A 24,652-nucleotide genomic window follows, 5' to 3' on the forward strand; every position below is an offset into this window, starting at 1 on the left:
GGATGACCACTTAGTATGCAGGGAGATAAAATGGAATATTTGACCTGGAGCAAAGGATGCTTAGCAAAAAATGTGGGCTGGCGTTTATTTTCACAGGCCTGATGGCCTGGTATGTCATTCAGACGGGCACAGAGAGCCCGCCGCACCCTGAAAGCTGTTTACCATCACCCTATGCTGACTATAATCCTGCGCCGGTTTTTACCCGGTGGCAGTGGGAATCGCCCGCAGAGCGGGGCCTGGCAAATTCGCCGAGAGCGCCCCTGGACGATACCAACATTCTGGTCTGGCTGGATGGCAAAAAACGTATTGCAGCGGATAAAATGACGCTGGCGATCGCCGCCGACTGGAATACGCTGGCGCCGAAGCTGTCGGACTTACTTAAACAAGAAAATTTTAGCCTTCAGTCAGCGTCAATGCCTGTCGCTTACCTGGAAGAGGACTGGGGGCAGACCCTGCTATCACACAGACCGGAAGTGGCCACCAGCCTGGCTGAAAAATTTGTCACGCCGAAATTATGGCAAGCACAGCAGGCAGGCTATATCACGGCCAAAGAAGTTGAGCACAAAACAAATCTGGCGATTTCACAGCATTGGTTATGGCGGGCGCCGCAGGAATTAATTAAACAGCCTGAACTACAAGAAGAAATATCGTTTACAGAGGCACGAAAAACTTACTCTGTAGGTGACACTAAACGAACCACTTATCTGAAAATAATGGACGCCAGCGCTGTTTTTGGCGAGCCAAAAGTTGCGTTGATCCTAACAACATGTGTCGTATCGCCTAATCCTCATTATTCGTATCTAAAGGCAATAGCGAACAGAATCGACTACTGGAAAAACTTCACTCTCCTCGGGCCGGGCCTCCGGCCATTACAGAGCTATCTCTCTGACAAGCTCGTACTGGAAGAGAGTATCAAACCCATTACCACCTACCTGAAGAAAAATAATCTGCAAAGCGAACTGGCTTCAGAGGTCACGGCATGGGTTAAAAAAGTACCGTTAGCGGAAAGCGCGCCTGAACGTCAGTCTGGTGAAACAACGTCATCCGACGCCATGAGCATGGTAACAATCACACTCAAAGATCTCCTTTCTGATACGGATGACTCCCGGGAAATTAAGGAATACAAGGAACTTCCTGACGGTAATTCATTATTCGCCACGAAACGCTACGATCGCCAACAGCAAAATTACGTTTCGGAACTCTATATCACCGAGCCCGGACATCCGCAGCATGCCACCCAACTTTGGCAAGGGGAAAGCCTGTCCGGTTTAACGTTGGTCCATAAAGGACAGAAGGCCTGGTTCAAAACGTCTTCAGGCCAGTGGTTTGAACTGAATATCCCTACCAGAAAAATAGCTACGCTGGCTTTAAATGAAGAAACTGGCGTGACATCATGGTTCAGTGATGCGAACGGGAATCCCATTACCTTTTCGAGCGACTATAGCGACGAGGGGAAAGGATGTTTGATTTTTCGCCGTATCGATCCGCGTATATCTCCGCCAGAAAATAGCCTGTTCAAAACTTGTCGTAACCATTTCGCCAGCGGAAACTCCATTCAACCGGTCCTGATTTCAACCCCTGGCTATTTTTGGCTTGAAGACAGCAATGGATTAGTCAAACTTAATTCAGAAACCGGAAGAGCTGAACTCTCGTATACGGTTCCTTTCCGATCGCCAGCCGATATCAGAAGCCGCCGCATCGATTTATCTGCCGATGACATTACCCGACATACGCCATATCCGCTGGGCTCCAGTGAGGCCCACTGGATAGCGCTGCATTATCAATATCAATCACCGCTTCAACATCACATGAATGCCTGGCGAATGGGGACCTATTTTATTGATAGTCTCAGCGGCAAATGGCGCTTTAGCGCAGAGCTTAAAAATGCTGACAGTATCACTGCAACCGCCCGTTCCGCTCATGGACGCTTTTTTGCTCAGGCAGGTTGTGAAAAACCGGCGGGTTCAGGAATAACCGCTGATATCTGGGATGTCGGCAGCGCGACAAAAATTGCATCATTGCACCGGCTTCGCTACTGCGGGTTAAAAAACATGGCTTTTAACTGGCAGGGAAATACGCTGATCCTGGTTTTTCATGACAGGTTGATACGCGTCAGACTGCCTGATAACAGACAAGATGCCGCCACTGCAGAGGCGATTCCCACTGAGTCGAAGAATTAATTCTGCTATGCCTGATGCGGTAATTTTTTGAACAACTGCATCAGAAAAGGTCGCCATCGACATTGCGGGTAGCGATTAAAATAAGATCAACAGGGGTTACCCCAAAAACGGTCTCGCTCATCCGAGTTAGCAGTCGAGGAGGTAGGTATGCGAACCCGTATGATAGCCCTTCTGGCTGGGCTTTTGCTGGGCGCCAATGCGCTTGCCGCCATTGAGATTGATAACCAGCAGGCCAGAAATATGGATGATGTTCAGAGCTTAGGCGTCATTTACATCAACCATAACGTCGCCACGGAAAGCGACGCTAAAGATGCGCTGAACGACGAAGCCGATGCGCAAGGCGCGACGTATTACCATGTCATTTTGATCCGCGAACCCGGCAGCAATGGCAACATCCACCCCAGCGCAGAGATTTTTCGCTAGCACCAGGTAAACCAACGAAAAATAATGCCATACTCTGATTTGCCCCCTTTGCAGGGGGCTTTTTTTGCAAAAACCGCCAGAACCTGACCGATTACCTCCCCGCCAGGGAGTGAGTTCCGGCGCTATTTACCTCTTCACTTCTTGCAGCTTCACTTCTGCCCATAGTAAGCGTTCGGACCGTGTTTACGCATGAAGTGTTTGTTCATCAGATAATCGTCAATGGGGCTGAGGTCTGGGTTAATCCCCCGCGCAATCCATGCCATCCGCGCTACCTCCTCCATGACCACGGCATTATGCACCGCATCGTGAGCATCTTTGCCCCACGCAAATGGGCCGTGCTGATACACCACAATTCCCGGCGTATGCAGCGGTTCAATGTCGCCCAGCGTTTCGATGATTACCGTGCCCGTATTGCGCTCGTACTCACCCTGCACTTCTGCTTCGCTCAGCGCCCGGGTACAAGGGATGTCGCCAAAAAAGTAATCCGCGTGGGTGGTGCCGAGCGCCGGTATCGCCAGCCCCGCCTGCGCCCAGGCGGTGGCGTGGGTGGAGTGGGTATGCACGACGCCCCCGAGCGACGGATAATGGCGATACAGCGCAAGATGCGTAGCGGTATCGGATGAAGGACGATACCGCCCCTCCACAACATGACCGTCCATGTCGACCACCACCATGTCATCAACCGTCATGGTCTCGTAAGGGACCCCGCTCGGTTTTATCACGACCAGGCCGCGTTCACGGTCGATGGCGCTGACGTTGCCCCAGGTAAAGGTCACCAGGCCATAGCGAGGAAGATCCATGTTGGCGTTAAACACCTGCTGCTTTAACATCTGCATCATGCTGCCTCCACCAGACCTGCGCTGACCATGCGCGCTTTCACCCAGTCGCGCGCTTTCGCCACCTCACGCGCCGGATCGTCCGCCGTTTCGCTCCACATCTCAATCAGGTATGGCCCGCAATACCCACTCTGCTTGAGCGTCGCAAAACAACGTTCAAAATCGACAACGCCTTCGCCAAACGGCACGTTCTTGAATACGCCCGGCTTCGTGTCTTTTACATGAACCGCCACGATATGACCTATCCCGGCCTGCAGCTCCATCTGAACATCGTTATCCCATGCCGACAGGTTGCCGATATCGGGATACAACTGGAACCACGGGTTATTCAAATAGTGCGCGTAGCCTAACGCCTTACTGATGGAGTTCATCAGAGGGTAATCCATGATCTCCATCGCCAGCGTCACCTGCGCCCGGCTAGCCATCTCTACGCTCTCTTTCAGACCGTCACGAAAACGACGGCGCGTCTCGTTATTGGCTTCCTGATAATAGACGTCGTAGCCGGCTAACTGGATCACGCGGATCCCGATATCCTGCGCCAACTGAATCGCCTTGCGCATGATCTCCAGGCCCTGGGCGCGCACCGCGTCATCTTCGCTTCCTAACGGAAAACGACGATGGGCGCTCAGACACATGGATGGAATACGCACGCCAGTCTCCGCAATGGCGCTCACCAGCGTCAGTCGCTGTTCGCGGCTCCAGTCGAGCCGCGCAAGGCGCGCATCGGTCTCATCCACCGACATTTCAACGAAGTCAAAACCCAGCGTGTTCGCCATCCGCAGGCGCTCCAGCCAGCACTCCCCGGCAGGGAGCGCTTTTTCATAGATGCCCAACGGGTTCTGTTTCGACAGCATATCCGCTCCTTATCCCCACAGTTGGGCGATGGAACGTTTAAACTGGCGCGCCGCTTCAACCGGAGAGTCGGCATCGCGAATGCTGCGCCCGGCAATAAAAACGTGAACAGGAATCCCTTTGAACAGCGGCAGATCTTCCAGCGCCAGGCCACCGGTCACGGTCACTTTAAAGCCCATATCGGCAAGGCGCTTGATGGCGCTGATATCCGCCTCGCCCCATGCAACGCCCGCCGCCTGCGCGTCACGGCTACGGTGATAAACCACCTGCTGAATGCCCGCATCACGCCACTGCTGCGCCTGCTCCCAGGTCCAGTATCCGGTCAGCTCAATCTGTACGTCGCCGTTAAACTCTTTCGCCACATCCAGCGCGCCTTTCGCGGTGTTGATATCTGCGCAACAGATGACGGTCACCCAGTCGGCGTTGGCTTCAAAGCACATCCGGGACAGGATCTTGCCCGCGTCAGCAATTTTGGCGTCCGCCAGTACGATTTTGTGTGGATAGAGCGCTTTCAGGTCACGCACCGCGCGTACCCCTTCCCCAACGCAGAGAATGGTGCCCACCTCAATAATGTCTACTTCTTCCGCAATCAGGCGGGTGGTCTCGTAGGCGTGAGACAGCGTTTGATTATCCAGCGCAACCTGTAACATGGGTAACTGAGACATATGAAATTCCTCTTAAACAGCCGCCGCGGTGGCGTTATCTATTAAATCAAGCACGTCCTGCTCGTTACGGCAGGCGCGTAAACGGTCAAAATTGGCCTCGTCTTCAAACAGATTCACGATCTGCATGATGCCCACTTCCTGATGGGTATTCGCATCAACGGCGGCCATGGTGATCAGGATATCGACCGGATCGTTATCTTCGTGGTTAAACGCCAGCGGCGTCTTCAACGTTACCAACGAGAAACCGGTTTTCTTAACGCCCTCTTCCGGTCGGCCATGCGGCATCGCCAGCCCAGGGGCAATCACGAAGTACGGGCCAAACTGCGCTACGCCATCAAGAATGGCCTGGTAGTAGCGCGGCTCGACGACATCAGCGGCCACCAGCAGGTCAACGCCAATCTTCACGGCGTCTTGCCAGGTGCTGGCTTCAGCCTGCAAACGGACAGAATGGTTTTGCGCCAGCGAATCACGTAGTTTCATGACGCCCCCTTACTTCACATCCTGCGGAAAATGTTGTTTGATCACTTCCAGCAGCTTTGGGCCAAAGTCAGCGGGCGATAACATATTGCGAACGCCCACCACATACTTGTTACCTGTCACGCTAATCTCACCGGCGATATGGGTTGAGGCGATGATGATGTCGGCGCCGCCCAGCTCGCTTTTGTACTCGCCGACAGCACAGCTGTTTACCGTGTGGTCGATATTGGATTGGGTTAAAAACTGATCCACTTTCATTTTCATGATCATGGAACTCCCTTGCCCGTTGCCACATACAGCCAGAATACGTACGGTCATAATCCACACTCCTCATTAAGCAGAATGTTCTGCCAGTTGTTTTTCTGCGTCTTCTTCCGCACGTAGCGCGCGTCCGGCGAAGACCATATAAACCAATGCGATAATCAGAATGACGGCCATAAACGCGATGCCGAGGGAGAAGAAGCCCTGCATCATCGGCGGCGCCAGAATCGACCAGTCGGCCATCCCCATCCAGGCGCTCATACCCGTGAGTTTCACGGCCCAGACGCAGCCAAAGATTTCGATCATCCCCATCACCAGACAGATCTTCAGCGCCGCGCGCCAGCCGCCAAAGTGGTTGGCAAAGACGCCAATGGTGGCGTTGGAAAAGAACATCGGGATGAAGCCTGGAATGATCAGAATGGACGAACCGCAACCCACCAGAATACCGACCGCGATCAGTTGGCCGATGGTGCCCCACATAAAGCCCCAGACCACCGCGTTAGGCGCAAAGCTGTAAATCGCGGCGCAGTCGATAGCCAGCACGGCGCCGGGAATCAGGCGTTGAGAAATACCGTTGAACGCTTCGGACAGTTCGGCGACGAACATACGCACGCCCTGGGTGATGATGAAAATCGCCACGGCAAATGAGAAGCCGGTTTGCAGGATATACACCGTCCAGTGTGTTTTACCCGCCATCGCCTGCACCGTGTCGATGCCGAAGGAAAGGAGGATCGCGCCAAAGAAAATCGTCATCACGATGGCCGTTGAAACGATGTTGTCGTGGAAGATATTCAGCCAGCCCGGTAGCTTGAGATCTTCAACGCTTTCTTCTTTTTTACCCAGATATGGCGCGACCTTATAAGCGATCCAGGAGGCGAACTGCTGCTGGTGACCGATGGAGAAACCGCAGCCGTCAGTCACTTCCTGAGTCGGCTTGTACATCATGTTGGACGTAATGCCCCAGTACAGGGAGACCAGGATGGCGGTGCAGATAATAGTGGTCCACATCGAATAGCCGAAGATGTAGAGCGACACCGCGATCAGCCCCGCCTGTTGGAACATGATGTGTCCGGTCAGCATGATGGTGCGGATGCCGGTAATACGTCGGAGCAGGACGTAACAAATATTCAGCGCCAGCGCCAGAAGCACGGCATACCCTACCCAACTGTATGCATCGCCCATCCGGTCAATGGTTGCCATCATCGAGGCGTAGGTATCGGAGATCGCGCCGTTGATGCCGTACACCTCAGACATTTTGGCAACAACCGGCTTAAAGGTGCTGGTCAAAATGCCAGACCCCGCCTGCAACAGCATAAAACCAATAATGGTTTTAATGGTGCCTTTAATAATCACGCTGACGCTTTTACGCAGCAGGATATAACCGAGGCACGTCACGATGCCGAGCAGAAGCGGCGCGTTTGTCATTACCTGATTAAAGAAAACGGTAAAGACGTCGTAGAGGATCTCCATAACTCTCTCCAGTAAAAAGGAACACGAGGGGTAATCCCGGTGTGGTTGGTGCCATCACTCTAGTAATCACAAATAATCATCACAAGATTAAATTTGATTATTTGTGACGCATCACGCAAATTATTTCCCCTCTTTTCATAATGGATTTCATGATATAACCAGAAAACAGAATTACTCTTTATTTTTCATGCAATTAATTAAATATACACGCTCAATTAGCGGCATGATACGGTATTGACCGTGTGATCAATAAGGTAAAACCCCACGTTCTCCCCATTGCAAACCGCTCAAAATGGTGACAACATGAATCACATCAAATCATAAAATGATTATTTTTGATTGAACCCAGGAGTCAAACAATGAGTAAAGTGAATACCATCACCCGTGAATCATGGATCCTGAACACTTTTCCGGAATGGGGAAGCTGGCTGAACGAAGAGATTGAACAAGAACGCGTGGCGCCAGGCACATTTGCAATGTGGTGGCTGGGGTGTACCGGCATCTGGCTGAAATCCGAAGGCGGCACCAATGTGTGCGTGGATTTCTGGTGCGGTACCGGAAAACAAAGCCACGGTAACCCGCTGATGAAGACCGGCCACCAGATGCAGCGTATGGCGGGCGTAAAAAAATTGCAGCCAAACCTGCGCACCACGCCATTTGTGCTGGATCCTTTCGCGATTCGCCAGATCGACGCGGTGCTGGCAACACACGATCATAACGATCACATTGATGTCAATGTGGCGGCAGCGGTGATGCAAAACTGCGCGGACGATGTGCCGTTCATTGGGCCGCAGACCTGCGTGGACCTTTGGATAGGTTGGGGTGTGCCGAAATCGCGCTGCATCGTGGTAAAACCAGGCGATGTGGTTAAAGTAAAAGATATTGAAATACATGCCCTTGACGCGTTTGACCGCACCGCGCTGATCACCCTTCCGGCGGACCAGAAAGCCGCAGGCGTTCTGCCTGACGGCATGGATGCGCGCGCCGTAAACTATCTGTTCAAAACGCCGGGGGGGACGCTGTACCACAGCGGAGATTCCCACTACTCCAACTACTATGCGAAGCACGGCAACGAGCATCAGATCGACGTGGCGCTGGGCTCCTATGGCGAAAACCCACGCGGTATTACCGATAAAATGACCAGTGCAGACATTCTGCGCATGGCGGAATCCCTGAACACGAAAGTCGTGATCCCGTTCCACCATGATATCTGGTCAAATTTCCAGGCCGATCCGCAGGAGATCCGCGTCTTGTGGGAAATGAAAAAAGATCGCCTTAAATACGGTTTTAAGCCGTTCATCTGGCAGGTTGGCGGGAAATTCACCTGGCCTTTGGATAAGGATAACTTTGAATATCACTATCCGCGCGGCTTTGACGACTGCTTCACTATTGAGCCCGATCTGCCGTTTAAATCGTTCCTGTAATCGCGATAATGCCGGGTTTTCCCGGCATTTTTTCACATTTACTTTAGTATTTTCAGGCTATTTCAAATATCATCTTTTAAAATCATTTTGTATCGGAATAGCTCATGACTGAAGCGCAAAGACATCAAATTTTGCTGGATATGCTGGCACAACTGGGCTTTGTCACTGTGGAAAATGTCGTTGAACGTTTGGGTATCTCCCCTGCAACGGCACGCCGGGATATCAATAAACTTGATGAGAGCGGCAAGCTAAAAAAAGTGCGAAACGGAGCCGAAGCCATCGCCCAGCAGCGCCCACGCTGGACGCCAATGAACCTGCATCAGGCCCAAAACCACGATGAAAAAGTTCGTATCGCGAAAGCCGCCTCCCAGTTGGTCAATCCGGGGGAAAGCGTTGTGATTAACTGCGGCTCCACTGCCTTTTTGTTGGGGCGCGAGATGTGTGGTAAACCTGTGCAGATCATCACCAACTATCTTCCGCTGGCCAATTACCTGATCGATCAGGAGCATGACAGCGTGATCATCATGGGCGGCCAGTACAATAAAACCCAGTCGATCACCCTGAGCCCCCAGGGCAGTGAAAACAGTCTCTATGCCGGACACTGGATGTTCACCAGCGGTAAAGGGCTGACCACGGATGGCCTGTACAAAACGGACATGCTCACCGCTATGGCCGAGCAAAAAATGCTGAGTGTGGTCGGCAAGCTGGTCGTATTGGTCGACAGCAGCAAAGTGGGCGAACGGGCGGGGATGCTGTTCAGTCGCGCAGATCAGATCGATATGCTTATCACCGGCAAACATGCTAACCCTGAAATCCTGAAACAGCTTGAGGCGCAGGGCGTAAGCATTATACGCGTTTAAAGGTGCTGACGAAAAAAAGAGACCGTCGCCGCCAGGGCTTCGGGTGTGATGCGATGGCGCACGCCCGTCTGCCACTCACAGGTCAGATTCCGGTCTCGTCCAGCCTGCGCCAGCGCCCGCTGCAAGCGAAACGATTCTTCTGCTGGCACGACATCATCCTCCACTCCATGCCATAACAGCAGCGGCCTGTCGGACACCTGTTCCAGCTGTTGCGAGACATCCCACTTCGCCAGTGGCGCGATAACGCTGTCGAACATCGCCTGCTGCGCTGGCGTATCCAACGCCGAAGGGGGAAACAGCGTTTTTGCCAGACGGGTGAAGTAACCCGAGCCCATCAGGCTGGCCACGCAGCTGACTTCAGGATGCTGCGTCATGATCCCGAGTGCGGTCATACCGCCCATTGACGCTCCCGCCACGGCAAGCCTGTCATCCTGCAGCCAGTTCTCCTGGAGAATAGCCGCACGTAACGCAGTAAATTCCTGCATGTTTTGCTGCAAAATCTGCCAGAAGCGCGTCATTCGCAACGGTGCGTTACCGCTGAAACGCGCGCCGTGTTCTGCGGCGTCTGGCATAATGACCCTAAAACCGGCCTGGGCCAGCGCGACGGCAAAGTAGCTGTAAACCAGCGCTGACGACGTGAACCCGTGATAGAAAATGATACTCGGTAAAGGTGTATTGATTTTACCGGTTGGGAAAGCGTGCAGCAGGTGATGCTCCGCCAACTGATATGTTTCTATTTCAATCATTTGCGGGTCCTTTTTTGTCCGGAACGCCACAGGGCGATCCATTAAGCAGTGTTAAGTGTTCAACAACGATTCATAATGTTGAGAACTGGATTACGCTTTCACGACATTTTCATTCGAAAATCGCGCGGAAGTTAACATTTCGGGAACATTCCCCCAAAGGGAAATTAAATAGGCACTACACTATGACTATCAGTAAACGAGATAGAGTTATGCGTCGGCTTGTCCCTTTGATGCTGGTTATGTTGTTAACGGGATGCAGCGTACTTGAAGGTAAGCCGCAGCCAGCGCCACCCGTCGCCGATCATCCGCAAGAAATACGCCGCAATCAAACGCAAGGGTTGCAGCGAATGGGCACCGTCACCTCAATGGTGAGGGGGTCTCCGGATGACGCAATTGATGAGGTTAAAGCCAAAGCCGCCGCCGCGAAAGCCGATTATTACGTTATCGTCATGGTCGATGAGACGATCGTGACGGGTCAGTGGTATTCACAGGCCATTTTATATCGTAAATAAAAGATGCTGAAATTTAAGTCAGTTTCACGTTGCTTTACGCCTCTATACGTTTATCTGTGCACAATAAACCGACAGCAGGAAGCTCGAGGTTTATTACGGCGATGGAATGCCCTGCGTCTTGCGGGGAAACGTAAAATGGAGCTGACGATGAACCAATCTCTTGCCTTATCCTCACTGCTGCTTACTGCCGGGCTGATAAGCACGACGGCGCAATCTGCCGAATTTGCCAGCGCGGACTGCGTGACGGGCCTCAATGAAATTGGCCTGATTTCAGTCAGTAATATTTCAGGAAATCCACAGGACGTGGAGCGTATCGTGGCGCTTAAAGCCGATGAACAAGGCGCTTCGTGGTATCGCATTGTGCAGATGTATGAAGAACAGCAGCCTGATAACTGGCGCGTCCAGGCCATCCTTTACGCCTGATTCTGCCCTTCCTGAGCCGGGTCAGCGTTGCGCCACCCGGCTAAGAGATTACCGTACTCCTCCCGTCGCCCTCAGCAGTACTTCATCCTGAACCTGTTCCGATAAGCGTCTTCCTCCACGCGTATCCAGCATCATCTGACACCATGCCTGCGCAACCGGCGGCGACGCGTATCGCAGCATTTGCGAACCGCAGCCGAGCAGATAAATCAGTTGGGTGATGTCACGCCCCTGCGCTTCCACAGGTTTACGTAGCCGCTGTTGCAGTTGGCGAACCGCACGATCAAAATGGCGGTCCTGCCCCCTCACATCAGAAAAGGTTTCGCTCAGTATTTCATCCGCGCCGGTTTGTTTACTGATGACCCGCAGAACGTCGAGACACATTACGTTTCCTGAACCTTCCCAGATGCTGTTAACCGGCATTTCGCGGTATAGCCGCGGCAGTTCGCTATCTTCGCAATACCCTACGCCACCGAGGACTTCCATCGCTTCGGCCACAAACGGGATACCGCTTTTACAAACCGCGAATTTAGCGGCAGGGGTAAACAGACGGGCCAGCAGTTGCTCTTTTGCTTCGCTCCGGCGTTCCCACGCGCGAGCCAGACGGAACAACAGCGCGGTTTGCCCCTCAAGCTGTAGCGCCATCCGGCTGAGTACCTGACGCATCATAGGCTGTTCAATCAGCGGCTTGCCAAAAACCTGACGCTGGTGCGCGTGGTAAATCGCCACTGAGAAAGCGCGGCGCATCAACCCATGGCTACCGAGCGCGCAATCAAAGCGCGTCATGCCGCCCATCTTCAGGATATGGCGAACGCCTTCGCCCTCTTCACCCAGCAGCCAGCCAAGGGCATCCTGAAACTCCACTTCGCAACTGGCATTGGAGCGATTACCCAGTTTGTCTTTGAGACGTTCGAGCCGCACAGCGTTGCGCTTTCCGTCGGGCAAAAAACGCGGTACGAAGAAACAGGATAGCCCCCCATCCGTCTGGGCCAGCACCAGATGGGCATCGCTTTGCGGGACGGAGAAAAACCATTTGTGCCCCACCAGCCGGTACGATCCGTCTTCCAGTCGCTCCGCGCGGGTGGTATTGCTCAGCACATCGCTCCCGCCCTGTTTCTCCGTCATCCCCATACCAATGAGCAGGCCGCGTTTTTGCCCGCCAGGCAAAAGATGTGAGTCGTAGCGATCGCTCACTAACGGTGTCAACCAGTCAGAAAAGGGGGGCGGGAGCATCTGCTGTAAAAGTGGCGTGGCGGCAAAAGTCATGGTTATCGGGCATAGCGTCCCGGCTTCCACCTGCGCATGCAGGACAAAGCGCGCAGCGCGGGCGACAAACGATCCGGCGCGCGCCTCCTCCTCCCAGGGCAGGTTGTGCACGCGGTTGGTACATAGCCCCTGCATCAGCAGATGCCAGGCGGGATGAAAACGCACATCGTCCAGACGCTGCCCCTGCGGGTCATAGCGCAATAATTCCGGCGGCCAGCTGTTCGCCAGCCGTCCCAGCTCCAGAGACTCGGCGGTGCCAAGCTGTTGTCCGATGCTGGCGAGCAGTTCACCGTCCCAGCCAGCCCCTTCCCGGACAACTGCTTCGCACAGCGCGCCGTCAGACAAGAAAAGATTGCTGTTATTCAACGGTATCGGTTGGTTAAAAACGGTATGCGTTTGCCAGTGCATTGTGTCTCCCTCCTTCAATGGCCGCGACAATAAGTATGGTCGCTGCCGGTTGAATGACGACGGAGAGAGATCACAAAAGTGGGATCACCCCGAGATGTAGTGAGGTATGAATCGTGACGTATCTTTGGTGATCAGGGTGTTATCTTCACGGATCCCCATACCGCAGGCTTCATCATCTACGATCCAACTGCCGACCAGCGTATAGCTGTCGCCGAAGCGTGGTAGCGGCTGAAACGCCTGATAGATCATGGGTTCGTCGGCATAATCACCATCGGCATGCTCCATTACCTGCTGATGGCCGTCAAAGATCGTCACGTTCCCCCCCTCACGGGAGAAAATCGGCTTGCGCACACAGCTTGCCCCCGCCTGGATACAGGGCTTTTCCCCGTCAAACCAGGCCGGAAGCAAATTGGGATGCCGCGGGAAGACGCGCCACAGCAGTGGCATTAACCCCTTGTTGCTGAGGATACTTTTCCATAAAGGTTCAATCAATTGTTCTCGTCGCTTGCGTAACAACGGTCCGTTATCGTCCCGCATCATCCATTCCAGCGGATAGAGCTTAAAGGCGCGCTGAATCACGTTATCGTTGAGATCGGTTAACACGCCGCCAACACCAAGCCCCAGCTCTTCGAGATAAAGAAACCGCGTCTCCTGGCCCGCCTGCTCCGCACAGTCCTGTAAATAAAGCACCGTGGTGCGATCTTCATCGCTGTCTTCACAGCAGCAAAAATAAAATGGTTCCGGACGATAAAGCTCCGCAAACCGCGAAATCAGGCGCTCCTGTATCGCGTTGTACTGATCGGCATCACGGGGAATCGCGCCGCTTCGGCGGGCATCCTCCAGCCACAGCCACTGGAAATACGCCGCCTCGTATAATGACGTTGGCGTGTCTGCGTTGTATTCAAGCAGCTTAACCGGCGCATTACCGCACCAGACAAAATCCATACGTCCGTACAGCGTAGGATCCTTGCTGCGCCAGCTTTCAGCAATCGCATCCCAGTAAAGCGGCGGGATCGCCAGTTGCTCAAGAATATGCTCATCTTTTATTGCACGATCGACGATTTCCAGGCACATCTGATGCAATTCTGCCGTCGGCTTTTCGATCTGTTCTTCAATTTGCCGAAGCGTGAAGCGGTAAGCCCGGCTTTCATCCCAGTAGATTTCGTTATCAATGATATGAAAATCGAAACCGTGATCGCAGGCGATCTGATTCAGATCCCGGCGAACCGGCACATCATGTCGCAGCATGGTTAGCCCCCCCAGCTGCCACGGGCGCTGGACGAGCGTCCGTAACCTCCACGAGACACCGTTGATACCTTTTTCGTGCTGTAGCTATGGCTGGTCGCAGAGTCTGTTTTTCGTGAGCCAGTACGCCAGGCGTAGTCGCCAGACGTCGTACGCCAGACGGGACGAGAAACGTAGGATGACCCATTGCTGCTATAAACATACGCCTCATCACGATCTTTACGGAGCGCACGGCTGAGCAAAAAGCCAGAAATGACAGGCACCCAGCTCTGGTCGATAATATCCTGATAACAGTTGCCGAACTGGGTTTCGCAGTCGCTCTTGCTCATCCTTTTTGGCAAGGTGTTATAAAATTCGGTTTTCGCGTTATTCCAGGCATCAACGCAAACGCTAATATTATTGCCGTCATCAATGCAGTTCTGCACCGTTTCGTAAAAAACGCCGTCACCATCGTTGTCGACATCGTCACTGTCACTGCACCCTTTCAAGGCGAAAAAAGCCGCGCCGCCCATGATCGCCAGCGTCAGCACTTTGCCACTGTACCGGCTGCGTTTAGGCTCGAAAGGGTTTACCGGACGGTCGATCCGGGTAATCGCTGCATGACCTAAGCCTGTTTTACGTTTTTTGTTTCCTGTTTTTTTAGCCATGATCGTCCATTACCACGTCATGCAAGCCGCATTGAAAATACCGCCCGCCAGTGCGGAGGTGCCCATAAATAGTCCCGCCGCCGTATTATGCTGAATAATTTTCTCGCTCAGCGTCGGCATATACAGCCTGACGCTAGCGTAGATGATGAGCTGAATGACCAGCGCAATGCCTCCCCAGGCAAAATAATCCGGAATGCTAACGGCGTTTATTGCCGCGCTGGATAACGGAATAACATATCCCAGCAGCGTACCGCTGAAGGCCAGCGAGGCTGCAGTGTTATTAGTTTTTATCAATCGCCATTCATTGTGCGGCGTAATTTTGGAGTAGATAAAAAGGAAAAGGATAACCATCGCCGCGCCAATAAAAAAATAGGCGCAGAAGGCCAATAATGAATCCAGAATGTGCATCACATGCTTCCCTGTAATTAACCAATAATATTCAATGAAGTCAGGGGAATATCAACGCCCAGCGCGCGTGAAAAGACCCACTCGGGCTCTCCGCGCTCGTCAAATGTCTCCTCCCCGTTCAGCAGCAAGTATTCCCAGGTGTCGTCAGTGATCTGACGCTGGTAGCCCATCGAAAAATTGTGGATATCCCATTTTGCCTGCTGTTGATTCTCCACTTTTTCCAGCATAAAGATCGGCGCGATGTTTCCCGGCTCCTCGCGGTTAAAAAATCGCTGCCAGCGCTGCGCCTGCCAGGTCAACGTCGGCGTACCAATGGCCACTGGACTGATGGCCGCACGCCAGTGCGCTTCCTGGCTTATGCCGTCACAGGTCTGGTAAACGAACAGTTTGATGTCGTCGATATCCTCGACGCCCGTGCCTCCGGTGGCGTTTATCTGTAAAAACTCATCGCCGGAGGTGTAATAGCGGAAAATTTGACTGCCTCCCCCCAGATCGATATGGCTAACAGCCGCAACGGTATATTCTTCACCGGGCAGTTCCACCAAAAGCGACGCCTCCAGTAGGCGGAACGCCAGCGTATCCAGCGTAAACCCGGCATTGAGGTGCAGTCCTAACGGTCCACGAACCGGCGCCTGTGGGGCAGACCTTCTCCACAGCCGTTGAAAGAACGACGTCATCTCGCTTCTCCTATCTCTTGCCAGGCGACATCGTCCGCCAGGATGCGGCTGTTGCCGACCAGGTGTAACCACATGCCACCGCGGACTTCGGTTGAAATCACCGGGTTTAGCTCCATGCCGCGACCGTTCTTGCAATGGCTGATACCGAGCACCGTCGCGTCATGATGAAGTTTCATATAGCGCATCAGCGCGCCATAGCGGAAAGGCGTAACCGCTTGCGGCACAGGCAGGGCAAAGCCGGTGTCGCCGAGCATGGGATTCATAATGGAAGCCACCGACTGTGAGGAACCGGGATCCTGGATCGAACGGGACAGCTGCTCCGCGGAGAGATTGCGCACAATTTCTATTTGCGGACAGTGTGTTTCAAGCAGTCCGGCGTAACGTTCATCTTCCAGATACACCACAATATGGCTGTGCGGCGGAACAAAGCCTGCCAGCGATAGCGCAGCGGTAAAGGTCTGCTCGTCTGTTCTGGCATAAATGATTACGCTCTGGCAGTGGCTCAGCCCCATCCGCTGATGTTCCTGTGGGTCGTTAATATTACTGACGCGCAGAAAATCCACCCAGCGGTTGCCTGACAGCGGGTGTTGCATCTCGTCCCACTCGCACAGCAAAACCCGTTCAAAGGCGCGTCGGGTATCGTAAAGCAGAAGCGAGATCATCTTCTCCGTCTGATGGCCCCGCCAACCAATCACCAGCATATGTTTACGCAGATGTCGAAAATCGCCCATCCCGGTTAATCCTTTCGCTAACGTTCCTTGTACCTGCGCAATGACCTTTCCCATCAGCGCACCAAATAAGCCAACGCTTACCGGGATTTGCCAGAGGCCGGTAAACAAACGTCCTCCGGCGGTCTGCGGGCTTAAGTCACCAAAACCCAGCGTAGACCCCACCACCGAACAGTAGTAGATGAAGTCGCTCAGGCGACCGACCAGCGCCGTTTCACCCAGCAGGGTCAGAACCAGAAAACAAATCAGGTACTGACTGATAAACAAACCCAATAACGCAGGCCAGGTCACCCGGGAAAAGTGCCGCTGGCAGGCCCTGACAAGCCAGGTGAACAGCATTACTCACCTTTTTGCTGTTGCAGGCGCGCTAACACATCCTGAGCTGAACTTTTATTGCTGCCGCCGATGCCCATTTCAGCCAGCCGCTCGTCCAGATCGCGCCCATCCGCCACTTTTTCCAACTGCGCCACCGCGTCCAGCCGTGCCTGACGTTCTGCCTGGCGCGTCTGGATGCGCTTGAGTGATTCTGCCGCTGTAGAGACGTTGGAGGAGGCGCCTACGGTAGAGGTGGTGACCGCCTGCTGCGCGCGCTGCATCGCCTCCGTCGCCTTTACGACTTCCAACTGCTGCTCAAATTGTGAAATGCGCTGACCGGTGGCTGTTACGGCTCTCTCTACGCCGTCCCGCGACGCTTCAAGGTTAGCAAGTACTTGCTCTTCTGCCGTAATGAGGTTTTCCAGGCGCGCTATTTCTTCTGCGACCTCATTGATTAACGCGGCGTCGACCTTTTTATTCAGCGCTTCCAGCGCCCGCTTCTCGAGGCTGGCTTTACGCTCGCGCAAATCATAAAGTTTGTCGTTGCTGAGTTTCACCCGGGCGAGCAGTTCGACACGCGACTGATTCGCTTTATTAAGTTCAGTTTTAGCGTCGCGAATATGCTGCTCCAGCATTCTTACGCCCTGCGCTTCTTCAATTGAAGCTTCCGCCTGGGAGATCATTGATTTACCCAGCGTAAATAAACTTTTTAAAATACCCATCATTTTCTCCCTGATGATTACTGCGCGTACTCTTCCGTGACTTCTGCGAGATCTAACGCATTTTCGACCAGCGTGGTAATTTCAAGAACAACATCGTTCAACGAGGAATATAGCGATAGCGCGCCAAACACCACGTAGTACTCTTCATTTTGAATGCCCGAAATGCCAACCGATGAGAGCGGCAACATTTTCTGGTGACGGAGCAGGAAAAGATTAAATTCAGGCTGATTATGAATCGCCGTCACCGGACAGACTCGTGTTTCAATAATTATCTGTCGTGAGGTAAATAACACCGAGAGCAGCAGGTCGCCATAATCATTCATTTTAATGATTAAGGCATTTTCATTATTTGTGATTTCTATATTTAAAGCGACATTATTCTGTAGCGCATCAGCAAGCGCCAGCGGAGTCCATGGCATATAACATTTCCCATTGAGTCATAATCCATTTTAGTCGGTTATAGTAATCGCAATAAATAAAAAAAAGCCATCCGAAAACGGATGGCTTTTACTTAAAAAGAGATTTAGCTGCGCTGACGCACCGCTTCGAAAAGGCAAATCCCAGTCGCCACGGAGACGTTCAGCGATGACACGCTGCCTGCCATCGGAATGCTGATAAGTTCGTCGCAGTGCTCACGGGTCAGACGGCGCATACCTTCACCTTCCGCGCCCATCACCAACGCCATGCGGCCGGTCATTTTGCTCTGGTAAAGCGTATGGTCGGCCTCACCTGCCGTTCCCACAATCCAGATGTTCTCTTCCTGCAGCATACGCATGGTACGCGCCAGGTTAGTGACGCGGATTAACGGAACGCTTTCGGCAGCGCCACAGGCGACTTTTTTCGCCGTCGCGTTCAGTTGCGCCGAGCGATCCTTCGGCACAATCACCGCATGTACGCCAGCGGCGTCTGCGCTACGCAGACAGGCGCCGAGGTTGTGTGGATCGGTGACGCCGTCAAGGATCAGCAGGAACGGTTGATCGTGTGAAGCGATCAAATCCGGCAGATCGTTCTCCTGATACTGACGCCCCGGCTTCACCCGGGCGATAATCCCCTGATGTACCGCACCCTCGCTTTTTTCATCCAGAAACTGGCGGTTCGCCACCTGGATGACCACGCCCTGCGCTTCCAGCGCGTGGATCAGCGGCAACAGACGCTTATCTTCACGACCTTTAAGAATAAAGACATCCTGAAAACGCTCAGGAGCACGCTCAAGCAGGGCCTGCACCGCATGGATGCCGTAAATCATTTCACTCATGAAAGTACTCATTAAGGTTGTTTTCGCCGGGTCAGGTTAACGGCCCGGCGGCAGTTTTTCGCAATTATTCGGCGGCGTTTTTCTTCGCCGCGCGTTTAGCTTTAGTGGCGGCGGCGATTTTCAGCGTTTTTGCCGAAGGCTTTTTCGCTTTTTTATCGCCTTTTTTCGCCGTTGACGGCCTGGCCTTCGTCTTCTTCTCACCGCGGAATGCGCTGTCTGGCTCAAAGTTCACTTTTTTGCCGACCTGCCGACGACGGCTGGTTTTTTTCCCGGCATCGCCTTTCTTCGCTTTCTCACGCGCTGTCTTGCCAACGTTGCGCGGCGCGCGTTCGCTGGAGATCAGGCTAAAGTCGATCTTACGCTCATCCATATTGACCGCTTCGACGCGCACTTCCACGCGATCGCCCAGACGGTAAGTCTGGCCGCTGGATTCGCCGGTCAGACGCTGCCCGACCTGATCGTAACGATAGTAGTCGTTTTCAAGCGAGGAGACGTGTACCAGACCATCAATAAACAGTTCATCCAGACGCACAAAGAAGCCAAAGCCGGTGACGCTGGCAATCACGCCTTTAAAGACGTTACCCACCTGATCGAGCATAAAGTCGCACTTCAGCCAGTCGGCCACGTCGCGCGTCGCTTCGTCGGCGCGGCGTTCAGCCATCGAACAATGCTGGCCCAACTGGAGCATCTCTTCCATCGAATAATGGTAGCCGCCGGTTTCGGTGGTGTTACCTTTATGCCCCTGCTCTTTCGCCAACAGATATTTGATGGCGCGGTGCAGCGAGAGATCCGGATAACGGCGGATCGGCGAGGTAAAGTGGGCATAAGATTGCAGCGCCAGACCAAAGTGACCACGGTTTTCCGGATCGTAGATCGCCTGTTTCATTGAACGCAGCAGCATGGTTTGCAGCATTTCCGCGTCCGGACGATCGGCAACGGATTCCAGCAGTTCCGCATAGTCGCGCGGTTCAGGTTTGTTTCCGCCCGGCAGTTCGAGTCCCAACTCCGCCAACACGGAACGGAAAGAGGTGATCGCCTCTGTGGTTGGCTTGTCGTGGATGCGGAACAGCGCAGGCTCTTTGGCTTTCTCAACGAACCGCGCCGCAGAGATGTTCGCCAGAATCATGCACTCTTCAATCAGCTTATGGGCGTCGTTACGCTGGGTTTGCTCGATTCGTTCAATACGACGTTCAGCGTTAAAAATAAACTTCGCTTCTTCGCTTTCAAACGAGATACCGCCACGTTCTTCACGCGCTTTCTCCAGCACCTTGTACAGATTGTGCAGTTCTTCGATATGCTTCACCAACGGTGCGTACTGCTCGCGTAGGTCCTGATCGCCTTGCAGCATATGCCAGACCTTGGTGTAGGTCAGACGCGCATGAGAGCTCATCACCGCTTCGTAGAATTTGTAACCGGTCAGACGGCCTTTATTCGAGATGGTCATTTCGCAGACCATGCACAGGCGGTCCACCTGCGGGTTCAAAGAACACAGGCCATTGGAAAGCACTTCCGGCAGCATTGGCACAACCTGCGACGGGAAGTAAACGGAGGTGCCGCGGTTGCGCGCTTCCTGGTCGAGCGGCGTTGGCGGACGCACGTAATAGCTCACGTCGGCAATCGCCACCCACAAACGCCAGCCGCCGCCGCGCTTCTTCTCGCAATAAACCGCATCATCAAAATCGCGGGCATCTTCGCCATCAATGGTCACCAGCGGCAGAGAACGCAGGTCAACGCGCCCTGCTTTCGCCGCTTCCGGAACCTCTTCTTTCAGCCCGGCAACCTGCTTTTCGACTGCCTGTGGCCAGATATAGGGGATTTCATGGGTGCGCAGCGCCATATCAACCGCCATGCCGGTGCCCATGTTGTCGCCCAGCACTTCGACGATTTTACCCACCGCTTTGGTGCGACGCGTCGGACGCTGAGTGAGTTCAACCACCACCACAAAGCCCATGCGCGCGCCCATGATCTCTTCCGGCGGAATAAGGATGTCAAAACTCAGGCGGCTATCGTCAGGGACGACAAAACCCACGCCCGCTTCGGTAAAGTAGCGGCCCACAATTTGGCTGGTTTTCGGCACCAGCACGCGCACGATACGCGCTTCACGGCGGCCTTTACGATCCGCGCCCAGCGGCTGCGCCAGCACCTGATCGCCATGAATGCAGGTTTTCATCTGCTCGCTGGAGAGGTACAGATCGTCTTTACGCCCTTCGACGCGCAGAAAGCCGTAACCATCACGGTGGCCGATAACGGTACCTTTCAACAGGTCAAGACGTTCCGGCAGCGCATAGCACTGGCGGCGGGTGAAGACCAACTGGCCGTCACGCTCCATTGCGCGAAGGCGACGACGCAGGGATTCCTGCTGCTCTTCGCCTTCAATATTCAGTTCTGCGGCCAGCTCGTCACGGTTGGCCGGTTTTTCACGTTTTGTTAAGTGTTCGAGGATAAATTCCCGGCTCGGGATAGGGTTCGCGTACTTTTCAGCTTCGCGTTCCTGGAAAGGATCTTGTGACATTGAGGTTCCTCCATTGTCAGCTCCGGTGGAGATTTTCGTCACTCCACCAGCAATAATTTATAAAGCGGTTGATTTTCTTCAACCAAATCGGCAAGCGTGTAGTTGTCCAGTTCCGTCAGAAAACATTGCACGGCCTTAGAAAGCGCCTGTTTGAGTCGACAGGCAGGGGTGATATGGCAAAACTCGCTGCTACAGTTCACCAGCGACAACGGTTCGAGTTCACGCACGACGTCGCCGATACGGATAGTATTCGCGGCTTTGCCCAGACGTATCCCGCCGTTTTTTCCCCGGATAGCAGTAATGAAGCCCGCCCGGCTAAGTTGATTGATTATTTTGACCATATGATTACGGGACACGCCGTAGACTTCTGTCACCTCAGAAATACTGGTCATGCGTCCTTCCGGTAGCGACGCCATATAGATTAGCGCACGTAATCCGTAATCGGTGAAACTCGTTAACTGCACATCAACCTCAAGGAAAAGGGGAAAACGGGATACAACTCATTTATTGATGATAAACCAGCCACTCGCCAGGTCGCTAATTTATTTCAGTTTGGGAAGGAAAAAAGCGAGGATATTGCATTGTACATAGCCGGATGGCGGCGAAAATGCCTTATCCGGCTTACAAGGCCCGGTCAGCAAAGCGCTACCGGGCATTATACCTTAATTATGCGTCGTACGGGTCACGCAGAATCATGGTCTCAGTACGGTCCGGGCCGGTAGAGATGATATCAATCGGCACACCGGTCAGTTCTTCAATACGCTTAATGTAATTGAGCGCCGCCTGCGGCAGACCGCTACGTTCTTTCACGCCAAAGGTGGATTCAGACCAACCCGGCATGGTTTCGTAGATCGGCTCGATACCTTCCCAGTCGTCGGCCGCCAGCGGCGTCGTCGTTACTTCACGGCCATCCGGCATACGGTAAGCAACGCAGATTTTCACTTCTTTCAAACCATCCAGTACGTCCAGTTTGGTCAGGCAGAAGCCGGACAGTGAGTTGATCTGCACCGCACGGCGCACGGCGACGGAGTCCAGCCAGCCGGTACGACGGCGACGTCCGGTGGTGGCGCCATATTCGTTACCCTGCTTGCAGAGGAACTCGCCGGTTTCATCAAACAGCTCAGTCGGGAACGGACCCGCCCCCACGCGCGTGGAGTAAGCTTTGATGATACCCAGAACGTAATCCACATAACGTGGGCCCAGGCCAGAGCCGGTCGCCACGCCACCCGCGGTGGTGTTAGAGGACGTTACGTACGGATAAGTACCGTGGTCGATATCCAGCAGCGTACCCTGCGCGCCTTCGAACATGACGAAATCGCCACGCTTGCGCGCCTGGTCCAGCAGATCGGAAACATCGACAACCATAGAGGTCAGGATGTCGGCAATCGCCATCACATCATCCAGCACTTTCTGGTAGTCAACGGCTTCGACTTTGTAGAAGTTCACCAGCTGGAAGTTGTGATATTCCATCACTTCTTTCAGTTTTTCAGCGAAGGTAGCTTTGTCGAACAGGTCGCCGACGCGCAGACCGCGACGAGCCACTTTGTCTTCATAAGCCGGTCCGATACCACGACCGGTCGTCCCGATCGCTTTCGCGCCACGCGCTTTCTCACGCGCAATATCCAGCGCTACGTGGTAATCGAGGATCAGCGGACACGCTTCAGACAGGAGCAGACGCTCACGGACAGGGATGCCACGGTCTTCCAGACCTTTCATCTCTTTCATCAGCGCAGCAGGAGACAGAACAACACCGTTACCGATGATGCTGGTTACGTTCTCACGAAGAATGCCTGATGGAATAAGATGGAGGACGGTTTTTTCACCGTTGATTACGAGAGTATGGCCTGCGTTGTGTCCACCCTGGTAGCGCACAACATATTTAGCCCGTTCAGTCAGAAGATCGACGATCTTTCCTTTACCTTCGTCACCCCATTGGGTGCCCAGTACGACGACGTTGTTACCCATTTTTCAAAATCACCGTTTGCTTAAAAATGGATTCTACCATCGCTTTTTCAGATATACAGCACTTTTTGCATGCAAAAATCAGCTAAATTCGCCGCTTTTTTGATCAGCCAATCGTTTTCCTCAACATGTAGTAGACCACAACGCCCGCAACCACAAGTCCACCGCCAAAACGACGTAACGTATTTTCCGGCAGTTGCGTCATTGCGGAAATCATCTTCTTCCACGCGCGCGGATAGAGCATCGGGCCTAAACCTTCCAGCACCAACACCAGGGCAAGCGCCAGCCAGATTGTTTCGTTCATTTCTGCTCCTTATAAAAGAAAACCACCGCTTCCGGAGAGAGCGGTGGTTTGAAAACTCAAACGCGTTGAGTTTATCGCGTTGCGGTATTCGGTGTCTTCATGTAGCGGAAGAAATCGCTGTCCGGGCTCATGACCATGACGTCCTGATTTCCTTCGAAGCTCTTCTCGTAAGCGCGCAGGCTACGAATAAAGGCATAGAAGTCAGGATCCTGGCTGAACGCGTCGGCAAACAGTTTCGCCGCTTCGGCGTCGCCTTCACCGCGCAGGATACGCCCCTGACGCTCAGCTTCCGCCAGCGTTTTGGTCACTTCGTAGTCGGCAGCCGCGCGCAATTTTTCCGCTTCTTCCTGACCCTGTGAACGATGACGACGGGCGACCGCTTCACGCTCAGCGCGCATACGGTTGTAGATCGCTTCGGACACTTCGGTCGGCAGGTTGATCTGCTTGATACGCACGTCCACCACTTCGATACCTAACGCAGCCATACTGTTCGGGTTGATCACCGGCACATTGCCGTTGGTTTCAGCCTGAACGCGCTCTGCGGCTTCAGCAATGGCGTTATCCGCCGCTGGCGTCGCCACTTCGTCTTCCGTTCCCGCAGAACCGGAGTTCAGCGCGTCACGGACTTCCAGAGTCAGACGACCACGGGAATCGGTCACGATGTCTTTCACATCCAGACGACCAATCTCAGAACGCAGACGGTCAGAGAACTTACGTTTCAACAGCACTTCCGCCTGCGACACATCGCCGCCGCCCGTTGCCAGGAAGTAACGGCTGAAGTCGCTGATACGCCATTTGATGTATGAGTCGACGATCAGGTCTTTCTTCTCTTTCGTGACGAAACGATCGGCCTGGTTATCCATCGTCTGGATACGCGCATCCAGCATTTTCACTGACTGAATAAACGGCACCTTGAAGTGCAGCCCCGGTTCATAGATCAACGGTTTCTTATCGTCATCGCGCACGACGCTGCTGAACTGGAACTTAATGCCACGCTCGCCTTCTTTCACTACAAAGACTGAGGTATAGAGCACTACCAGCACGATGATGACAATCGCAATAACTGACTTACGCATC

27 protein-coding genes are annotated in these 24,652 nt (G+C 53.6%); 6 read left to right on the top strand and 21 right to left on the bottom strand.

Features of this window, described 5'->3' with window-relative positions:
* Positions 1-56: 56 nt before the first annotated feature.
* Together OOJ60_RS13620 and yjfY are read left to right on the top strand one after the other, a co-directional pair.
* Complete coding sequence (locus tag OOJ60_RS13620; protein ID WP_233470898.1) at positions 57-2,180, top strand: hypothetical protein; 2,124 nt, start codon at positions 57-59, stop codon at positions 2,178-2,180.
* 147 nt (positions 2,181-2,327) lie between these two features.
* Entirely contained in the window at positions 2,328-2,603 is a 276-nt protein-coding gene (gene yjfY, locus OOJ60_RS13625) for a DUF1471 family protein YjfY (RefSeq protein WP_042289537.1), read from the top strand.
* A gap of 149 nt (positions 2,604-2,752) precedes the next feature.
* Here yjfY and OOJ60_RS13630 read toward each other — a convergent pair whose 3' ends face one another.
* The 6 genes from OOJ60_RS13630 to ulaA are packed head-to-tail and all read right to left on the bottom strand — an operon-like array spanning position 2,753 to position 7,164.
* Entirely contained in the window at positions 2,753-3,439 is a 687-nt protein-coding gene (locus tag OOJ60_RS13630) for an L-ribulose-5-phosphate 4-epimerase (RefSeq protein WP_205612750.1), read from the bottom strand.
* Positions 3,439-4,293, bottom strand: coding sequence for an L-ribulose-5-phosphate 3-epimerase (locus OOJ60_RS13635; protein ID WP_181822123.1), 855 nt, complete (start codon positions 4,291-4,293; stop codon positions 3,439-3,441). Before OOJ60_RS13635 ends, OOJ60_RS13630 begins: the two co-directional genes overlap by 1 nt.
* A gap of 9 nt (positions 4,294-4,302) precedes the next feature.
* A complete protein-coding gene (ulaD, locus tag OOJ60_RS13640; RefSeq protein ID WP_120714914.1) occupies positions 4,303-4,956 on the bottom strand; it encodes a 3-keto-L-gulonate-6-phosphate decarboxylase UlaD in 654 nt (217 codons plus the stop codon).
* Positions 4,957-4,968: 12 nt separating this feature from the next.
* Positions 4,969-5,436, bottom strand: a complete 468-nt coding sequence (gene ulaC, locus OOJ60_RS13645) for a PTS ascorbate transporter subunit IIA (protein ID WP_181822124.1) — start codon at positions 5,434-5,436, stop codon at positions 4,969-4,971.
* Between the two features lie 9 nt (positions 5,437-5,445).
* A complete protein-coding gene (ulaB, locus tag OOJ60_RS13650; protein ID WP_042289546.1) occupies positions 5,446-5,751 on the bottom strand; it encodes a PTS ascorbate transporter subunit IIB in 306 nt (101 codons plus the stop codon).
* Between the two features lie 15 nt (positions 5,752-5,766).
* Positions 5,767-7,164, bottom strand: coding sequence for a PTS ascorbate transporter subunit IIC (gene ulaA, locus OOJ60_RS13655; protein ID WP_060570933.1), 1,398 nt, complete (start codon positions 7,162-7,164; stop codon positions 5,767-5,769).
* Between the two features lie 359 nt (positions 7,165-7,523).
* Here ulaA and ulaG point away from each other — a divergent pair, with 359 nt between their 5' ends.
* Together ulaG and ulaR are read left to right on the top strand one after the other, a co-directional pair.
* Positions 7,524-8,588, top strand: coding sequence for an L-ascorbate 6-phosphate lactonase (gene ulaG / locus OOJ60_RS13660; RefSeq protein ID WP_181822125.1), 1,065 nt, complete (start codon positions 7,524-7,526; stop codon positions 8,586-8,588).
* A 104-nt stretch (positions 8,589-8,692) separates the two neighbouring features.
* Complete coding sequence (gene ulaR, locus OOJ60_RS13665) at positions 8,693-9,448, top strand: HTH-type transcriptional regulator UlaR (protein WP_042289553.1); 756 nt, start codon at positions 8,693-8,695, stop codon at positions 9,446-9,448.
* Here the strand turns inward: ulaR and yjfP are convergent.
* Entirely contained in the window at positions 9,445-10,194 is a 750-nt protein-coding gene (yjfP, locus tag OOJ60_RS13670; RefSeq protein WP_205612727.1) for an esterase, read from the bottom strand. The two genes, ulaR and yjfP, sit on opposite strands and share 4 nt — an antisense overlap.
* A 182-nt stretch (positions 10,195-10,376) precedes the next feature.
* Between yjfP and bsmA the strand changes: the two genes are divergently transcribed.
* Together bsmA and yjfN are read left to right on the top strand one after the other, a co-directional pair.
* The gene (gene bsmA, locus OOJ60_RS13675; RefSeq protein WP_042289558.1) at positions 10,377-10,706 is read left to right on the top strand and encodes a biofilm peroxide resistance protein BsmA; all 330 of its coding nucleotides are present in this window, start codon (positions 10,377-10,379) and stop codon (positions 10,704-10,706) included.
* A gap of 147 nt (positions 10,707-10,853) precedes the next feature.
* Positions 10,854-11,129, top strand: a complete 276-nt coding sequence (gene yjfN, locus OOJ60_RS13680) for a DUF1471 family protease activator YjfN (RefSeq protein ID WP_072197155.1) — start codon at positions 10,854-10,856, stop codon at positions 11,127-11,129.
* Positions 11,130-11,177: 48 nt separating this feature from the next.
* Here the strand turns inward: yjfN and OOJ60_RS13685 are convergent, their stop codons facing one another.
* The 14 genes from OOJ60_RS13685 to hflC all read right to left on the bottom strand — a co-directional run bounded on the left by OOJ60_RS13685 (position 11,178) and on the right by hflC (position 24,651).
* Positions 11,178-12,800 (bottom strand): isovaleryl-CoA dehydrogenase, encoded by a 1,623-nt coding sequence (locus OOJ60_RS13685; protein ID WP_060570936.1) that lies wholly within the window; start codon positions 12,798-12,800, stop codon positions 11,178-11,180.
* An 84-nt stretch (positions 12,801-12,884) separates the two neighbouring features.
* Entirely contained in the window at positions 12,885-14,048 is a 1,164-nt protein-coding gene (locus tag OOJ60_RS13690) for a glutathionylspermidine synthase family protein (protein WP_205612728.1), read from the bottom strand.
* A gap of 2 nt (positions 14,049-14,050) precedes the next feature.
* A complete protein-coding gene (locus OOJ60_RS13695; RefSeq protein WP_060570938.1) occupies positions 14,051-14,692 on the bottom strand; it encodes a DUF1190 domain-containing protein in 642 nt (213 codons plus the stop codon).
* A 9-nt stretch (positions 14,693-14,701) separates the two neighbouring features.
* Complete coding sequence (locus OOJ60_RS13700) at positions 14,702-15,100, bottom strand: DUF350 domain-containing protein (protein WP_042289568.1); 399 nt, start codon at positions 15,098-15,100, stop codon at positions 14,702-14,704.
* Positions 15,101-15,117: 17 nt separating this feature from the next.
* The gene (locus OOJ60_RS13705) at positions 15,118-15,801 is read right to left on the bottom strand and encodes a YjfK family protein (protein WP_082636866.1); all 684 of its coding nucleotides are present in this window, start codon (positions 15,799-15,801) and stop codon (positions 15,118-15,120) included.
* Positions 15,774-16,844: a potassium channel family protein gene (locus OOJ60_RS13710; RefSeq protein WP_205612729.1), complete on the bottom strand. Its 1,071-nt coding sequence runs from the start codon at positions 16,842-16,844 to the stop codon at positions 15,774-15,776. Before OOJ60_RS13710 ends, OOJ60_RS13705 begins: the two co-directional genes overlap by 28 nt.
* The gene (locus OOJ60_RS13715; RefSeq protein ID WP_205612751.1) at positions 16,844-17,542 is read right to left on the bottom strand and encodes a PspA/IM30 family protein; all 699 of its coding nucleotides are present in this window, start codon (positions 17,540-17,542) and stop codon (positions 16,844-16,846) included. Before OOJ60_RS13715 ends, OOJ60_RS13710 begins: the two co-directional genes overlap by 1 nt.
* A gap of 17 nt (positions 17,543-17,559) precedes the next feature.
* Positions 17,560-17,961 carry a YjfI family protein gene (locus tag OOJ60_RS13720; RefSeq protein WP_042289575.1) on the bottom strand — a complete coding sequence of 134 codons (402 nt, stop codon included), beginning with the start codon at positions 17,959-17,961 and terminating at the stop codon, positions 17,560-17,562.
* Between the two features lie 104 nt (positions 17,962-18,065).
* Positions 18,066-18,797: a 23S rRNA (guanosine(2251)-2'-O)-methyltransferase RlmB gene (rlmB, locus tag OOJ60_RS13725; RefSeq protein ID WP_042289578.1), complete on the bottom strand. Its 732-nt coding sequence runs from the start codon at positions 18,795-18,797 to the stop codon at positions 18,066-18,068.
* A gap of 64 nt (positions 18,798-18,861) precedes the next feature.
* Complete coding sequence (gene rnr / locus OOJ60_RS13730) at positions 18,862-21,309, bottom strand: ribonuclease R (RefSeq protein WP_205612730.1); 2,448 nt, start codon at positions 21,307-21,309, stop codon at positions 18,862-18,864.
* A gap of 38 nt (positions 21,310-21,347) precedes the next feature.
* On the bottom strand, positions 21,348-21,773 hold the full coding sequence (nsrR, locus tag OOJ60_RS13735; protein ID WP_042289582.1) for a nitric oxide-sensing transcriptional repressor NsrR: 426 nt from the start codon (positions 21,771-21,773) through the stop codon (positions 21,348-21,350).
* A gap of 202 nt (positions 21,774-21,975) precedes the next feature.
* The gene (gene purA, locus OOJ60_RS13740) at positions 21,976-23,274 is read right to left on the bottom strand and encodes an adenylosuccinate synthase (protein ID WP_181822132.1); all 1,299 of its coding nucleotides are present in this window, start codon (positions 23,272-23,274) and stop codon (positions 21,976-21,978) included.
* A 103-nt stretch (positions 23,275-23,377) separates the two neighbouring features.
* Positions 23,378-23,575, bottom strand: coding sequence for a DUF2065 domain-containing protein (locus tag OOJ60_RS13745; protein ID WP_042289588.1), 198 nt, complete (start codon positions 23,573-23,575; stop codon positions 23,378-23,380).
* A gap of 71 nt (positions 23,576-23,646) precedes the next feature.
* Entirely contained in the window at positions 23,647-24,651 is a 1,005-nt protein-coding gene (hflC, locus tag OOJ60_RS13750) for a protease modulator HflC (protein WP_042289590.1), read from the bottom strand.
* Position 24,652 lies beyond the last annotated feature (1 nt).

It is taken from the genome of Citrobacter sp. R4 (genome assembly GCF_026719175.1).
GTDB lineage: Bacteria > Pseudomonadota > Gammaproteobacteria > Enterobacterales > Enterobacteriaceae > Citrobacter_A > Citrobacter_A sedlakii.

Coding starts and splice junctions, on each gene's coding strand:
- OOJ60_RS13620 (WP_233470898.1), top strand. CDS start 57: ATGCTTAGCAAAAAATGTGGGCTGGCGTTTATTTTCACAGGCCTGATG.
- yjfY (WP_042289537.1), top strand. CDS start 2,328: ATGCGAACCCGTATGATAGCCCTTCTGGCTGGGCTTTTGCTGGGCGCC.
- OOJ60_RS13630 (WP_205612750.1), bottom strand. CDS start 3,439: ATGCAGATGTTAAAGCAGCAGGTGTTTAACGCCAACATGGATCTTCCT.
- OOJ60_RS13635 (WP_181822123.1), bottom strand. CDS start 4,293: ATGCTGTCGAAACAGAACCCGTTGGGCATCTATGAAAAAGCGCTCCCT.
- ulaD (WP_120714914.1), bottom strand. CDS start 4,956: ATGTCTCAGTTACCCATGTTACAGGTTGCGCTGGATAATCAAACGCTG.
- ulaC (WP_181822124.1), bottom strand. CDS start 5,436: ATGAAACTACGTGATTCGCTGGCGCAAAACCATTCTGTCCGTTTGCAG.
- ulaB (WP_042289546.1), bottom strand. CDS start 5,751: ATGACCGTACGTATTCTGGCTGTATGTGGCAACGGGCAAGGGAGTTCC.
- ulaA (WP_060570933.1), bottom strand. CDS start 7,164: ATGGAGATCCTCTACGACGTCTTTACCGTTTTCTTTAATCAGGTAATG.
- ulaG (WP_181822125.1), top strand. CDS start 7,524: ATGAGTAAAGTGAATACCATCACCCGTGAATCATGGATCCTGAACACT.
- ulaR (WP_042289553.1), top strand. CDS start 8,693: ATGACTGAAGCGCAAAGACATCAAATTTTGCTGGATATGCTGGCACAA.
- yjfP (WP_205612727.1), bottom strand. CDS start 10,194: ATGATTGAAATAGAAACATATCAGTTGGCGGAGCATCACCTGCTGCAC.
- bsmA (WP_042289558.1), top strand. CDS start 10,377: ATGACTATCAGTAAACGAGATAGAGTTATGCGTCGGCTTGTCCCTTTG.
- yjfN (WP_072197155.1), top strand. CDS start 10,854: ATGAACCAATCTCTTGCCTTATCCTCACTGCTGCTTACTGCCGGGCTG.
- OOJ60_RS13685 (WP_060570936.1), bottom strand. CDS start 12,800: ATGCACTGGCAAACGCATACCGTTTTTAACCAACCGATACCGTTGAAT.
- OOJ60_RS13690 (WP_205612728.1), bottom strand. CDS start 14,048: ATGCTGCGACATGATGTGCCGGTTCGCCGGGATCTGAATCAGATCGCC.
- OOJ60_RS13695 (WP_060570938.1), bottom strand. CDS start 14,692: ATGGCTAAAAAAACAGGAAACAAAAAACGTAAAACAGGCTTAGGTCAT.
- OOJ60_RS13700 (WP_042289568.1), bottom strand. CDS start 15,100: ATGCACATTCTGGATTCATTATTGGCCTTCTGCGCCTATTTTTTTATT.
- OOJ60_RS13710 (WP_205612729.1), bottom strand. CDS start 16,844: ATGCTGTTCACCTGGCTTGTCAGGGCCTGCCAGCGGCACTTTTCCCGG.
- OOJ60_RS13715 (WP_205612751.1), bottom strand. CDS start 17,542: ATGGGTATTTTAAAAAGTTTATTTACGCTGGGTAAATCAATGATCTCC.
- OOJ60_RS13720 (WP_042289575.1), bottom strand. CDS start 17,961: ATGCCATGGACTCCGCTGGCGCTTGCTGATGCGCTACAGAATAATGTC.
- rlmB (WP_042289578.1), bottom strand. CDS start 18,797: ATGAGTGAAATGATTTACGGCATCCATGCGGTGCAGGCCCTGCTTGAG.
- rnr (WP_205612730.1), bottom strand. CDS start 21,309: ATGTCACAAGATCCTTTCCAGGAACGCGAAGCTGAAAAGTACGCGAAC.
- purA (WP_181822132.1), bottom strand. CDS start 23,274: ATGGGTAACAACGTCGTCGTACTGGGCACCCAATGGGGTGACGAAGGT.
- OOJ60_RS13745 (WP_042289588.1), bottom strand. CDS start 23,575: ATGAACGAAACAATCTGGCTGGCGCTTGCCCTGGTGTTGGTGCTGGAA.
- hflC (WP_042289590.1), bottom strand. CDS start 24,651: ATGCGTAAGTCAGTTATTGCGATTGTCATCATCGTGCTGGTAGTGCTC.